A 13,045-nucleotide genomic window follows, 5' to 3' on the forward strand; every position below is an offset into this window, starting at 1 on the left:
TATGGAACAAACACCCTGGTATTCGATTGCCGACATTACCCAACTCGATACGCCCGCCCTGGTGATTTATCCCGAACGGGTGAAACAGAATATTGCCTCGCTGGTTCGATCTATTGACAGCGTCGATCGGTTGCGTCCGCACGTCAAAACCAGTAAGTCGCGGGAGGCTTCGCAGTTGTTGATAGATGCCGGTATTCGTAAGTTCAAATGCGCTACGATTGCCGAGGCCGAAATGCTGGCGTCGATCGGGGCGCCCGATGTGCTGCTGGCCTACCAGCCAAATGAAGCCAAGATGCACCGGCTGCTGAGTCTTAAAAAGGCGTACCCCGAAACGGTATTTTCCTGTCTGGTCGATAACGTGACCACTGCCCGCCAGCTTTCGGAACTGGCCGTGGGAGCCGGGATAGTCATGCCTGTTTATATCGATTTGAATGTGGGCATGAACCGCACGGGCATGGTACCCGGAGAGGCCGTACTGACTCTGTACACTGAATTGTCGTCCTTGCCGGGTATCCGGCCAATGGGCCTTCATGCGTACGATGGACATCTCCGCGACCCGAATCTGGCCGTTCGAACGACCCAGTGCGACACCGCCTTTTGGCCCGTCAAACTGCTGAGCGATACGATTGCAGCCCGTGGACTGGGCAAACCCATTCTTGTGGTAGGCGGTAGTCCGACGTTCCCAATTCACGCCAAACGGCCCGATGTGGAGTGCAGCCCCGGTACATTTATTTACTGGGATAAAGGGTATCAGTCTACGCTGGCTGAGCAGCCGTTTTTGCCGGCAAGTCTGGTCGTGACGCGGGTTATTTCCCTGCCCGATACTACCAAAGTCTGCCTGGACGTTGGCCATAAATCCATTGCCGCCGAAGGTGAATTGAACCAGCGGATCACCTTCCTGAATGCCCCTGAACTGAAGGCTATTGGGCAGAGTGAGGAGCATCTGGTTGTGGAAGCGGGTGAAGGTCATTCCTATAAGGTAGGGGATGTACTCTACGGCTTGCCCCACCACATTTGCCCAACCGTCGCCCTCTACGAACGGGCTTATACGGTTGAAAATGGAACCCTTTCGGGCGAGTGGCGTACTGTCTCCCGCGACCGGGTGATATCAATATAAGCTGGTCGTGATGTGGTGTCGGGTTTGAGAACCCGACACCACACCACGACCAGGTTGTCAAACTATAGCGGTTGCTGTCCTTCAACCGCTAACAAATACACGGTCATTGACTCACCAACGGTAGCAATCCAGGTATCATAGTCGCTGATGGCTTCTAGCCGCTGCTCTTCAGTAAGATACCCATCCTGCACCAGCTGAGGGCCCCGGAGTTCGGCCACTTCGGCCCACAACCGACTGGCTACGCTAAAGTTCGGGTCATTTCTGTCGGTTATCTCGAATTGTTTTTCAACCACTACGGAATCAAAACCAACGAAGTGCATAAGTGTCTTCAGGTTGTCGGCGATGGCGTTGTCAAAACCGGCATCCTGTCGCCAGTTCAGGAAGGCGTTATAAAATAATTGCATAGCGCCCGGTGGTTGGGGCATCCAGGAAATTTTTTCGTGGTTAAAGTCAAGGATAGCCAGATGCCCGCCGGGCTTCACAAACCGCTTCATGTTACGTAAGGCGGCTTCGGGTTGAGTCAACCATTGAAGCGTTCGGGCGCAGGTGATCAGATCAAAACGTTCGGGGGTATCAAATGCATACACGTCGGCCTGCTGAAAGTTCAGACCGGGTGTATCACCTGCCTGCTGCCGGGCTAGCTCAATCAAACTTCTGTTCGGGTCTATGCCGAGCACGCTTCCGGTAGGGCCAGTTTTTTCGGCAATGCTGCGGGTGATAGCCCCCGAGCCACAGCCGACATCGAGAACAGACAGGCCTGGCCTTAAATACTTCAGTAGATTACGGTTTGCGTTTTCGACGGTTCTCCGTTCAAGAACAGGATTATGGCCGGTCGGCATCATTGCCCGGTCCGTACCAGGTTGATTTGTCATGTTAATGGGTAATGGGTTTTGATTAATAGGTATTGGTTATTGGGTATGGATTGGCGGTAGGCTACTTACGCATAACCATTAACCAACACAGAGGCACAAAGTACACAGAGGTTTCGGGGCTGATTCCTCTGTGTACTTTGTGCCTCTGTGTTCAATCTGTAACGGTTACTTTTTAGTCGAGAACTGATAAATAGTCGTGGATTTGTACGTCTGGCCAGGTTTCAACTCTGTGGTCGGAAAAGCCGGATGGTTTGGCGAATCAGGATAGTGTTCGGTTTCCAGACAGAGGGCGTACCGTTTTTTATACGGGAATCCTTCCCGGCCGGTAACGCTGCCATCCAGAAAATTGCCGGTATAGAATTGTATGGCGGGCTCCGTCGTGCGTACTTCCATAACCCGGCCCGATGTCGGTTCGTAAACGGTAGCGGCCAGCTTCAATGAGTCACCGGAACCGTTCAGCACCCAGCCGTGGTCATATCCACCGCCGTATTTGATCTGGATATCCGTTGAGTCGTTAATGCGCGACCCCACAACCGATGGCTTGAGGAAGTCGAACGGAGTACCCGCTACAGGCTTCAGTTCGCCGGTCGGAATCAGCGTCTGGTCTACGGCGATCAGCTTATCGGCGTTGAGCGTTACCACATGGTCCAGAATATCGCGCTTGGCTCCACCCGTCAGGTTAAAGTACGTGTGGTTAGTCAAGTTCACCACCGTTGGTTTGTCGGTTGTGGCTTTATAATCGATCTTAAGGGCATTGTCTTTTTGCAGCGTGTACGTTACTTCCACCGAGAGGTTGCCGGGGTAGCCTTCTTCGCCATCCTTTGCCGTGTAGGCCAGCTTAAGTGCGGGCTCGTCGCCATCGACCGGGGTAGCCGTCCAGAGTACTTTGTCAAAACCAACCTTACCACCGTGCAGGTGGTTGCCCATGTTATTGATGAACAGGTTGTACGTCTTGCCATCGAGAGTGAATTTCCCCTTGGCAATCCTGTTGCCATACCGGCCAATCAGCGCGCCGAAATAAGGGTTGTTCTTTACGTAACTCGACAGCGAGTCCTGCCCTAATGTAACATCCTCAAACTTGCCGTCTTTGTCGGGCGTTTTCAGACCTACAATGATGCCGCCATAGTTGGTAATCTGGGCTGTCATACCGTCTGCGTTGCGAAGGGTATAGAGATCAGCCGTTTGACCATCGGGAAGTTGTCCGTAGGTTGTTTTTTCGATACCCGGCTTCTGATCAGCGGATTCGTTTTCTTTTTTTGATGAACAGGAGGTCATAGTTAAGCAACCAGTTAACAGGGCCAGCGATACGAGTTGAGGCAAAAACTTCATGAACTATTGAGGGTTAAGGGGTTTGGTCATGTTATGTCACGTTTCGTCACAGAGATTCACAGAGGTAAAGGAGAGGCACAAAGATTTTTTCGTGCCTTATTTAATGGGAACCCCCTTCGTAAAGGTTAACGAGGCCTTTTCATACTATAAAAAGAGGTTAGCAGCCCTGGCCGTAGTACGCATTTTTGCCATGCTTACGCTCGTAGTGTTTAAGCCGGAGCGTGTCTTTAATGCGGGGAGTGTTCGGGTTTATCTGTAGCGTCAGGTAGGCCATGCGGGCGAGTTCTTCCAGAACGGCGGAGTTATAAACGGCTTTTTCGGCCGATTTGCCCCACGTAAATGGCCCGTGATTTTGGAGCAGGACCATTTCCATTTCCGTATGGACCAACCCCTTTTCGGCGAAGCAGTTAAAAATCTGGTGGCCCGTTTCATGCTCATAATCTCCCTGAATCATCTCATCGGTCAGCGCCGGTGCACAGGGAATATCCTGATGAGTATGGTCAGCGTGTGTGGTTCCGAAAATCGGAATATCCATGCCCGCCTGCGACCAGGCTACAGCATGGGTACTGTGGGTGTGGGAAATACCGCCGAGGGTGTCCCATGTTTTATAGAGCAGCGCGTGGGTTTTTGTGTCTGATGAGGGCCGCAACCGGCCCTCTACAACACGACCCTCGTAATCGCAAATGACAATATCGTCGGCCGTCAGTTTTTCGTACGGAACTCCGCTTGGTTTGATGGCAAACACAGCCCGTTCGCGGTCAACCGCGCTGACATTCCCGAATGTAAACAGCACCAGCCCCAGCTTGGGAAGTTGCATATTAGCCTCGTAACATTCTTCTTTTAGGGATGTATACATCATGAATTTTGAATGAGTAAATGATAGAATGAGTGAATAATGAAATAGTTTCTTGGGCCATTCCAGCATTCACTCACTCTATCATTCAAAATTAAAGTTCCAGCACTACCACCGATACCGGAGGCAGGGTCACGGTCAGTTTATCGCTGCTAAGTTTGGCACCGTTGAAAGCAACCGGCTTAATTTTCGTTAAATTCTCAAACGTGTTGTGATCGCGTACGTTAGCCGAAGTGAGGATGCGGCCTGTTAGCCCGGACGTTTTCAGACCGTTCAAATCCACAGAAATTTCCTGCGGTTTGGCCGGGTCGATGTTCACAAGCGAAATATGGACTTTCCCGGCTTTGTCGCGTGAAGCCGACACCGAAACAGCGGGCAGCTTTTCTTTCTCAAACGTGAAATCGTCGGTTTTTACGCTCACCGGCAGCAGAGTAGCATCCTGGTGTACGTTGTACATTTCCAGCACGTGATACGTTGGCGTCAGCAGAATTTTGTCGCCTTTGGTCAGGATCACCGCCTGTAGCACGTTGATGGCCTGAGCCAGATTGGCCATGCGTACGCGCTCGGCATGTTTGTGGAAAATGTTGAGGGTGGACCCGGCCAGTACGGCATCCCGCATGGTGTTTTGCTGATAGAGGAAACCCGGATTGGTGCCCGGCTCCACATTGTACCAGCCGCCCCACTCATCGACAATGAGGGCCACTTTCTTCTCCGGATCGTACTTGTCCATCACGGCTGAATGTTTCTCGATCAGTTCGTCCATCAGCAGGGCCTGCTGCATCGTTTTGAAGTACTCTTGGTCCGTAAACTGAGTCGCCGAGCTTTTCTTGCCTTCGCCCCACGACAGCACCGAGTAGTGGTGCATGGCCAGCCCTTCCATCATGGTAGATGGAATGTTTTTCATGAGCGTTTCGGTCCAGGTGTAGTCATTGTCACTGGCTCCCGAAGCAATCCGGAAAATCTTGCCGTCGCCCACCTTGTTATTCATAAAGGTGCTGTATTGGCGATACAGGTTGGCGTAATAATCTGGTTTCATGTTGCCGCCACAGCCCCAGGCTTCGTTGGCTACGCCCCAATACTTCACATTCCAGGGAGCCTGACGACCATTTTGCTGACGTAAGTTCGCCATCGGGCTGTTCTTCTCGAAATTGACGTACTGGACCCAGTCCGATAATTCTTGCACGGTGCCGCTACCCACGTTTCCGGCCAGATACGGCTCAGTGCCAAGCAGTTCACACATATTCAGGAAGTCGTGCGTACCAAAACTATTGTCTTCCGTAACACCTCCCCACCAGGTGTTCACAATTTTGGGGCGTTTCGCTTTCGGCCCGATACCATCTTTCCAGTGGTAGGTATCGGCAAAGCAGCCCCCTGGCCAGCGCAGGTTCGGGATTTTCATCTTTTTCAGCGCATTGACAACATCCAGCCGAACACCGTTTTTATTGGGGATTTTGGTGTTGTTTTCGCCAACGTAAAAACCATCGTAGATACTTCTGCCCAGGTGTTCGGCGAAGTGTCCATAAATATGTTTATTAATGACCGTTTTGCCGTCTCCGGCGTTGATAGTCACTTTATTCTGCGCTGATACCGCGAAGGTTAGGCAGGCAAGCGCAAGGGTAAAGATCTGTTTTTTCATGGAGTTTATTTGTAATACACTTCACTCCATCTCAGCTCGTTCTTCAACTGCCGGAGGTTGGTGTTGCGATCAATGACAACCAGTTCAACGCCGAAGATGTCGGCGAAATCTTCAATATGATCCGTGCTCAGGTTTTGGCTGTACACGGTATGGTGCGCACCGCCCGCCAGAATCCAGGCGGCACAGCCCGTTTGCATGTCCGGCATGGGTTTCCAGATGGCCCGCGCCACGGGTAGTTTAGGCAGCGCTTCGGGCACGTCGATAGCTTCAACTTCATTGACGAGCAGCCGGAACCGATTGCCCATGTCGATCAATGACACGTTTATGGCCGGACCGGCGGGCGCATTGAATACCAGACGAACAGGATCGGCTTTACCGCCAATACCCAGCGGATGAATCTCGCAGGTTGGTTTGTCGGCGGCAATGGACGGGCAGATTTCGAGCATGTGGGAACCCAATACTAACGGATTCGACGGGTCGAAATGGTAAGTGTAATCTTCCATGAAGGAGTTGCCACCCGCCAGACCGGAGGCCATCACTTTCAGGGTACGCACCATGGCAGCCGTTTTCCAGTCGCCTTCACCCGCAAATCCGTAGCCATCGGCCATTAATCGCTGGGCTGCAATACCCGGCAGCTGGGCCATGCCGTGCAGGTCTTCAAACGTGTCCGTGAAGGCCGTGAAGTTGCCGTCTTTCAGAAAGGCCCGCAATCCCAGTTCTATTTTGGCAGCATCCCGCAGCGAGCTGTGCTGAGCCCCCCCGCGAAGCAGCGAGTCCATGAGCGTATAGCTGTCCGCGTATTCGCTTGCTAACCGGTCAATTTCTGCGTCGGAAATCTGGTTGATAACGGCCACCAGATCGCCAATACCATGCGTATTCACCGACATGCCGAAGGTGATCTCAGCCGCCACTTTGTCGCCATCGGTTACGGCTACCTGCCGCATATTATCACCGAAGCGCACGACTTTCATCGTTTTTAGCTCGTAAGCCGCTACCGAAACGCGGCTCCAGTCGGCAATCTTGGCCAGCACTTCGTCCTGCTCCCAGTAACCAACCACGATTTTACGGTTCAGCCGCATTCTCGACATGATGAAGCCAAACTCCCGGTCGCCGTGGGCCGACTGATTGAGGTTCATGAAGTCCATGTCGATGGAACTCCACGGAATGTCGCGGTTAAACTGGGTGTGCAGATGCAGCAGAGGCTTTTTTAGAACCGACAAGCCACGAATCCACATTTTAGCGGGTGAAAACGTGTGCATCCAGGTGATAATGCCGACACAGTTAGAGGCTACGTTAGCCTCCTGGCAAATGGCGTAAATTTCATCCGGCGTTTTGACCACAGGCTTGTAAACCACCCGTACCGGAATGGTCGTCGACTGGTTGAACGACTGGGCAATAACCTGCGAATGTTCAGCTACCTGACGAAGTGTTTCTTCGCCGTATAAATGCTGGCTTCCCGTGACGAACCAGACTTCAAATTGTTTCAAATCAATCATTAGTTTATTTTTTTAGAACGGACCAAGCCGCCGGAGCGGTGGTGTAGTGGTGTCGGGTCTTCAGATCCGACACCACATATAAATAGCACCACGTAAATCCCGACACCACGAAAAATGGCCCTTATTTATTCTCCACAAATTCACCTAGTTTCAGATACTTCTGATACAGCGTTTCGTACGTAGCGGCCTGTTCGGCACGGGGGTGGTATTCGGCGTCGAAGCCCGAGCCCATAGCTTTCTGGGCCGCTTCCATCGTTGGATGAACACCAGCCGCCACAGCTGCGCACATGGCCGCTCCCAATGCACAGGCCTGATCGGCGCTGGCTACCTGAATGGGCTTGTTCAGCACATCGGCGAGGGTTTGCATCACGAAGGGCGATTTTTTGGCGACGCCACCAATGGCAATTACTTTTTTGATCGGGACGCCTTCCTCAATAAAACGCTCCACAATGCTCCGCGACCCAAAAGCAGTAGCTTCCACCAGCGCTTTGAAAACCATCGGTGCATCGGTGCCGAGATTCAACCCCGAAATGGCGGCTTTGAGCGTGTGGTTGGCATCTGGCGTCCGGCGTCCGTTAATCCAGTCAAGGGCTATCAGATCGTTTTTCGTAACGGGTAGTTTGGCCGCCTGAGCCGACAGGTGCGGAATCAACTGCTTCGACAGGTTGTCGGCCGCTTCGTTGCCCAGCAATTCACGAACGGGGCCGGTAATTAGGCGGGCAAACCAGGCGTAAACATCGCCAAAGGCCGATTGCCCGGCTTCCAGCCCAAGCATTCCCGGCGCTACTGACCCATCTACCTGTCCGCAAATGCCGCGAATCAGCCGGTGACCAATCTCTTCGTTCGGAGCCATCAAAATGTCGCAGGTCGACGTACCAATGATCCGGACGAAGGCATACGGCTCAATTTCGGCCCCAATGGCTCCCATGTGCGCATCGAAGGCCCCAACCCCAACAACAACAACCGTGGGTAGTCCTAATTTGTCGGCCCATTCTGCCGACAGCTTACCCATGGGCAGGTCGGAGGTAAACGTGTCGGCGAATAGTCGCTCGCGCATACCACCCAGCAGCGGGTCGAGTTTTGTTAGGAATTCAGTGGAGGGTAAGCCGTCGAACTCACTATGCCAGAGGGCTTTATGTCCCGCTGCACAACGCGACCGGCGGAGGGTCAGCGGGTTGGTATTACCGGTAAGCACCGCCGACACCCAGTCGCAGTGCTCCACCCACGAGAAGGCGTGTTCCCGAACGGCTTCATCGACGCGCAAGGTACGGAGCATCTTGGCCCAGAACCACTCGGAAGAGTAAATGCCGCCTACATACTTCGTGTAATCGGTATCCCAATGGTGAGCCAGGTTGTTGATTTCTTCCGCTTCCGCATTGGCCGTATGGTCTTTCCAAAGGATGAACATTCCGTTGGGATTCTCGGCAAAATCGGGCCGAAGGGCGAGGGGAAGTCCCGTTTCATCGACCGGGCCGGGTGTAGAGCCGGTGGTGTCGATGGAGATGCCAACAACCCCTTTTCGAACGTCTTCCGAAACGTTGGCCAGTGCTCCGGTAATGGTTGCTTCCAGCCCTTCGAGGTAGTCGAGCGGGTGCTGCCGGAACTGAGAAGTGGCTGGATTACAGTAAAGACCCTGTTTCCAGCGGGCGTATTCGTGGACGTGGGTTCCGGCGGTTTCGCCAGTCTGGGCATTGACAACCAGCGCCCTGACCGAGTCAGTACCGAAGTCAACGCCAATCACATAGGAATCAGTCATGGTAGAAATTGATCGAACTGCCGAATGGACTAAAATTCGTGTGCAGATTCAACATAGAATGGCTATTTCTGGAATAGTGTGTATCTGACACAATACTACTACAATATTAGCTGATTCCATGAGAAAGCTTACTTATTTTTCTAAAGGGTGGAGGTATTTCGTACGTCTGCGTATGCCAAAGCAGGGATTTCGGGCCGTCTACTATGCCAGGGTCAACTCTGGGAAGAAACTCACGTAGTCGGTGAGATATTGCTGATACTTTTCTGCATTGAGCCGGTACAGCTGCCCTTTTTTGGTGACCGAAGCTGTGTCTTTTTCGCCTGTGCCAATGAGAAGATCGGTAGACAGGATCTTGCGACTGAAATTGCGTCGGTCGAGTTGCTTGGTGTAAATGGCTTCATATACTTTCTGAAGCTGCGGGATGGTAAATTTCTCCGGCATCAATTCAAAGCCAATGGCATGCAGCGCTGCTTTGTACCGTAGCCGGTGAAGGGCCTGTTCAACCATCGTATTGTGGTCAAAAATCAGGTTTGGCTTCTCATTGAGACCAATCCAGGAGGCATTGTGGGATCGAATGGCATTCAGATCCTGATCCTGAATATTGACCAACGCATAATAAACGACTGAGATTGTTCGCTCTACGGGGTCGCGGTTGACGGCTCCGAAGGTCTGCAATTGCTCCAGGTAAGTGTTTGTGATGCCCGTCAGATCAAACAGAATGCGTTGCGCTGCGGATTCAAGGTCTTCATCTTCCTTCAAAAAACCGCCCATCAATGACCATTTTCCCCGCTCCGGATCGAAATTTCGCTTGATTAGCAGTAACTTAAGTTCTTCGCCATCAAACCCGAATATAATACAGTCTAAAGCAACAAGTATTCTGTTTGGATGCGTGTAATGAATCATTAGACAATAGCAGGGATGTAATGGACTACTGGTATTTTCGTAAGAATAGCAGTTTGAGCCGCTAAATAGGAAAAAATATGGTTTTCCGGAAACCTACTTATAACTTCTTCTGAATCTCGCAGTAGATGAAGATGGTCGGTAAGGAGGGTAAGGCTATGAATGAACGCGTCTAACCTATATTTTGAACACTTTTTTGAGAAAGTCAAGCGTATACGTCATCGTGGGCTTAAACCAAGGGTGAAACAACCAGAAGGGATGAGGGGCATCGGCAAACGTGTGTACTTCTGAGTAAATACCCCGGGCATCCAGCTGCTTTTGCAGGTCATCACGTCCGGCGTGCATTCGTTCGGCTGAACTGTTGAGGAATAGAATCGGTACAGTTTGTTGCCGGGCATATGTGAGTGCCGACGCTTCATGCCAAGAGGTCAACGTTTGGGCTTTGGGGCCACCAAACCAGTACGTAGCCGCCGAGATGGATTTACTGTCGTTTCCTTCTGCCGACTCCGGGTGGTCGAAAGCCAGCACCCCATCCACATCGACTACCGCCTGTACCGCACTCGAATGTCCATCGGCGCAACCGCTGCCTTCCAGCGCCGATACGCCATTGGTAGCACCCAGCAGAGCCGCCAACTGCCCACCCGCCGAACACCCCAGCACCGCCAGCCGGGTCGTATCAATGGCGAACACCTGCGCATGGGCATGTAGCCACCGGATAGCTGCTTTCAGGTCATGAACGGCCGCCGGATACAGGGCTTCGGTCGAGAGCCGGTACTCGGCCGTTACAGCCACATAACCGTTTGCCGCCAGATACTGCGCCATCGGAACCTGTTGAGAACGGTCGCCGGAACGCCAGCCGCCCCCATGAATCAACAGCACCGCCGGACGCCCTTTAGCACGGGCTGTTTGGGCTGGATAATACGCATCCAGGTATAACGAACGGCCATTACGCTGGCAGTAGGCAATGTTTTCGGCGGCTTTGACACCTGGCGGCAGTCCCGGCTTTACGATCTGAATGGTCGGGTACTGGGTTTTTAATTTTTGATACGTGCTCCAAACCGCAAACGATGTGTCTCGAACGCCCGTCAGACCGTTAACTGGCTGAGCTAGGAGAGATACCTCCGATAAATAATACAAGAGTAAGAACAGGGCCTTTTTTACCATGACTAAATCACTAGTGTACATAATACCAGCCCTATTTGGACTGGGGTTTCACAATTCGATTTGCCAGGTCGAGTTGCAGGGATTTGATGTTAGACAGCACCAGTTCGGCCATTTTTCGGGCACCGAGTTCATTGAAATGCGTGTTGTCTTCTTTGCCATCGGGGTAGTTTGGGTGCTCACCCGGGGCCAGCTGAAGGAACAGTAGTCGGGAGGTTTCGGGACCGAACGTCTGGAGCACGTCCATACTTTGCCGGCTCATGTCGATAAGTGGAGCGTTTGTGGATCGGGCAACGGAGCGGGTCAGTTCGGCATAAACAGTGTGCGTATCCTCAATCTTTCCGGCGGTGTCGAACTGACGCCGGGCAACGGGTGTCAGCAGTACCGGAATGGCTTTTTTAGACCGGCTTTCCCTAATAAAGCGATTTAGGTTTTTCTGAAATTCATCCTCCGTCGTGTAGCTCTTTTTACTCTTTACCTCGTCGTTATGCCCGAATTGAATGAACACATAGTCACCTTCTTTGAGGTTACCCACCACCGACTGCCATCGATTTTCCTCGATAAACGTTCGGGTACTGCGTCCATTCTGGGCGCGGTTATCGACGGTAACGCTCTCGTCGAAAAAATAGGCAAACGGCATTCCCCAGCCCGTTTCGGGGTACGCCTTCACCTGCTTAATCGACATTGTTGAATCGCCAATAAGGTAAACGGTGATTTTAACGGGCGGGGTCGTAAACGAGCCTAAAACGACAAGTAACAGTAGCGCACTGAATCTGAACGGGTAGGGCATACGTTTTTTAGTATAAGTGGGTGTAGAATTGGCCGTCTTGCAGCGTGGACGTACAGGGAATGCCATTCTGCAAGACGGCAAAGGCTTTATGATAACAGCGATTCAGGCAGGAGACTATCGCAGAAAACCCATCAGGTTCTCAACCATAACAGGGGCACCAATGAACAGCGGAGTACGCTGGTGCAGACTCGTTGGTTTAATGTCCAGAATAGCCTGGTGCCCCGACGTAGCCAGGCAACCGGCTTTTTCGGCCAGAAACGCGAGCGGAAAGGCTTCGTAGAGCAAACGCAGCTTACCCGTTGGGGACTTTTGGGTGGGCGGGTACAGGTAAATGCCCCCTTTCAGCAGGTTACGGTGAAAGTCGGCCACCAACGAGCCAATATACCGGGCAGTGTACTCTTTCTGACGACAGCTGGTCAAATACTCCCGGATACCGTCCTCGTAGCTCGCCAGATTGCCGTCGTTGCAGGAGTACGTTTGTCCATCGGCGGGGCTATGAATATCAGGGTGCGACAGGATGAATTCTCCAAGAGACGCGTCGTAGGTAAAGCCGTTGGCGCTGTGCCCTGTGGTATAGACCATAATCGTGGATGAGCCGTACAGAATATAGCCCGCAGCCACCTGCCGACGGCCTCCCTGTAGAAAATCGGCCAGAGAGGGCTCCGTGCCAATGGCTGTTACGCGTCGATAAATGGAAAATATTGTGCCAATGGATACGTTGACGTCGATGTTTGACGAGCCATCCAGCGGGTCAATGGCGACCACATATTTGCCGTTATTGTTGCCGGTAAAAATAATGTCTTCGTCTTCTTCCGAGATAATGGCGCAGGCTTCACCCCCGTTTTTGAGCGCCCGGCTAAAGCGGATATTGGCAATCATGTCCAGTTTTTGTTGACTCTCCCCCTGAACATTTTGAACGCCCATGCCCCCCGTCAGGTCGATGAGACCGGCCCGGTTCACCTCCCGGTGAATGATTTTTCCGGCCAGTGCAATGTCGCGCAGTAACTGCGATAGTTCGCCGGTGGCATAGGGGAAAGCTGTTTGCCGGTGCATGATGTACCGGTCTAGAGTTACACCAACGGGTAATGCCAATGGGTGAGAAGCGGTGATTTCCATGAGGATGGCTGTTTAAACG

Annotated in this window: 11 protein-coding genes; 1 reads left to right on the forward strand and 10 read right to left on the reverse strand. The window is 52.3% G+C overall.

Annotated elements, in window-relative coordinates:
* The first annotated feature begins 1 nt into the window (after position 1).
* Complete coding sequence (locus NT073_RS11370) at positions 2-1,117, forward strand: D-TA family PLP-dependent enzyme (RefSeq protein ID WP_297373082.1); 1,116 nt, start codon at positions 2-4, stop codon at positions 1,115-1,117.
* Between the two features lie 62 nt (positions 1,118-1,179).
* On the opposite strand, the gene NT073_RS11375 is transcribed toward NT073_RS11370, so the two are convergent.
* The 10 genes from NT073_RS11375 to fbp form a co-directional block, all read right to left on the reverse strand.
* Positions 1,180-1,989: a class I SAM-dependent methyltransferase gene (locus NT073_RS11375; protein WP_297373084.1), complete on the reverse strand. Its 810-nt coding sequence runs from the start codon at positions 1,987-1,989 to the stop codon at positions 1,180-1,182.
* A gap of 165 nt (positions 1,990-2,154) precedes the next feature.
* A complete protein-coding gene (locus NT073_RS11380; protein ID WP_297373086.1) occupies positions 2,155-3,318 on the reverse strand; it encodes an aldose epimerase family protein in 1,164 nt (387 codons plus the stop codon).
* A 157-nt stretch (positions 3,319-3,475) separates the two neighbouring features.
* Positions 3,476-4,174 carry an L-ribulose-5-phosphate 4-epimerase gene (locus tag NT073_RS11385; protein ID WP_297373804.1) on the reverse strand — a complete coding sequence of 233 codons (699 nt, stop codon included), beginning with the start codon at positions 4,172-4,174 and terminating at the stop codon, positions 3,476-3,478.
* Positions 4,175-4,265: 91 nt separating this feature from the next.
* Positions 4,266-5,807 (reverse strand): alpha-L-arabinofuranosidase C-terminal domain-containing protein, encoded by a 1,542-nt coding sequence (locus NT073_RS11390; RefSeq protein ID WP_297373088.1) that lies wholly within the window; start codon positions 5,805-5,807, stop codon positions 4,266-4,268.
* A gap of 5 nt (positions 5,808-5,812) precedes the next feature.
* Positions 5,813-7,303: an L-arabinose isomerase gene (gene araA / locus NT073_RS11395; protein WP_297373090.1), complete on the reverse strand. Its 1,491-nt coding sequence runs from the start codon at positions 7,301-7,303 to the stop codon at positions 5,813-5,815.
* A gap of 121 nt (positions 7,304-7,424) precedes the next feature.
* Positions 7,425-9,059, reverse strand: a complete 1,635-nt coding sequence (locus NT073_RS11400; protein WP_297373092.1) for a ribulokinase — start codon at positions 9,057-9,059, stop codon at positions 7,425-7,427.
* A gap of 201 nt (positions 9,060-9,260) precedes the next feature.
* Positions 9,261-9,962 carry an NUDIX domain-containing protein gene (locus NT073_RS11405; protein WP_297373094.1) on the reverse strand — a complete coding sequence of 234 codons (702 nt, stop codon included), beginning with the start codon at positions 9,960-9,962 and terminating at the stop codon, positions 9,261-9,263.
* A 174-nt stretch (positions 9,963-10,136) separates the two neighbouring features.
* Positions 10,137-11,123, reverse strand: coding sequence for an alpha/beta hydrolase (locus NT073_RS11410; RefSeq protein WP_297373096.1), 987 nt, complete (start codon positions 11,121-11,123; stop codon positions 10,137-10,139).
* Positions 11,124-11,154: 31 nt separating this feature from the next.
* The gene (locus tag NT073_RS11415) at positions 11,155-11,910 is read right to left on the reverse strand and encodes a rhamnogalacturonan acetylesterase (RefSeq protein WP_297373098.1); all 756 of its coding nucleotides are present in this window, start codon (positions 11,908-11,910) and stop codon (positions 11,155-11,157) included.
* Positions 11,911-12,024: 114 nt separating this feature from the next.
* Positions 12,025-13,026 carry a class 1 fructose-bisphosphatase gene (gene fbp, locus NT073_RS11420; protein WP_297373100.1) on the reverse strand — a complete coding sequence of 334 codons (1,002 nt, stop codon included), beginning with the start codon at positions 13,024-13,026 and terminating at the stop codon, positions 12,025-12,027.
* Positions 13,027-13,045 lie beyond the last annotated feature (19 nt).

The sequence above is a fragment of the Spirosoma sp. genome (assembly GCF_026391055.1).
Classification (GTDB): Bacteria; Bacteroidota; Bacteroidia; order Cytophagales; family Spirosomataceae; genus Spirosoma.

What these genes read in the sequence shown, in the direction of transcription:
- NT073_RS11410 (WP_297373096.1), bottom strand. Translation starts at nt 11,123, where the DNA reads ATGGTAAAAAAGGCCCTGTTCTTACTCTTGTATTATTTATCGGAGGTA.
- NT073_RS11415 (WP_297373098.1), bottom strand. Translation starts at nt 11,910, where the DNA reads ATGCCCTACCCGTTCAGATTCAGTGCGCTACTGTTACTTGTCGTTTTA.
- NT073_RS11405 (WP_297373094.1), bottom strand. Translation starts at nt 9,962, where the DNA reads ATGATTCATTACACGCATCCAAACAGAATACTTGTTGCTTTAGACTGT.
- fbp (WP_297373100.1), bottom strand. Translation starts at nt 13,026, where the DNA reads ATGGAAATCACCGCTTCTCACCCATTGGCATTACCCGTTGGTGTAACT.
- NT073_RS11385 (WP_297373804.1), bottom strand. Translation starts at nt 4,174, where the DNA reads ATGTATACATCCCTAAAAGAAGAATGTTACGAGGCTAATATGCAACTT.
- araA (WP_297373090.1), bottom strand. Translation starts at nt 7,303, where the DNA reads ATGATTGATTTGAAACAATTTGAAGTCTGGTTCGTCACGGGAAGCCAG.
- NT073_RS11390 (WP_297373088.1), bottom strand. Translation starts at nt 5,807, where the DNA reads ATGAAAAAACAGATCTTTACCCTTGCGCTTGCCTGCCTAACCTTCGCG.
- NT073_RS11400 (WP_297373092.1), bottom strand. Translation starts at nt 9,059, where the DNA reads ATGACTGATTCCTATGTGATTGGCGTTGACTTCGGTACTGACTCGGTC.
- NT073_RS11370 (WP_297373082.1), top strand. Translation starts at nt 2, where the DNA reads ATGGAACAAACACCCTGGTATTCGATTGCCGACATTACCCAACTCGAT.
- NT073_RS11380 (WP_297373086.1), bottom strand. Translation starts at nt 3,318, where the DNA reads ATGAAGTTTTTGCCTCAACTCGTATCGCTGGCCCTGTTAACTGGTTGC.
- NT073_RS11375 (WP_297373084.1), bottom strand. Translation starts at nt 1,989, where the DNA reads ATGACAAATCAACCTGGTACGGACCGGGCAATGATGCCGACCGGCCAT.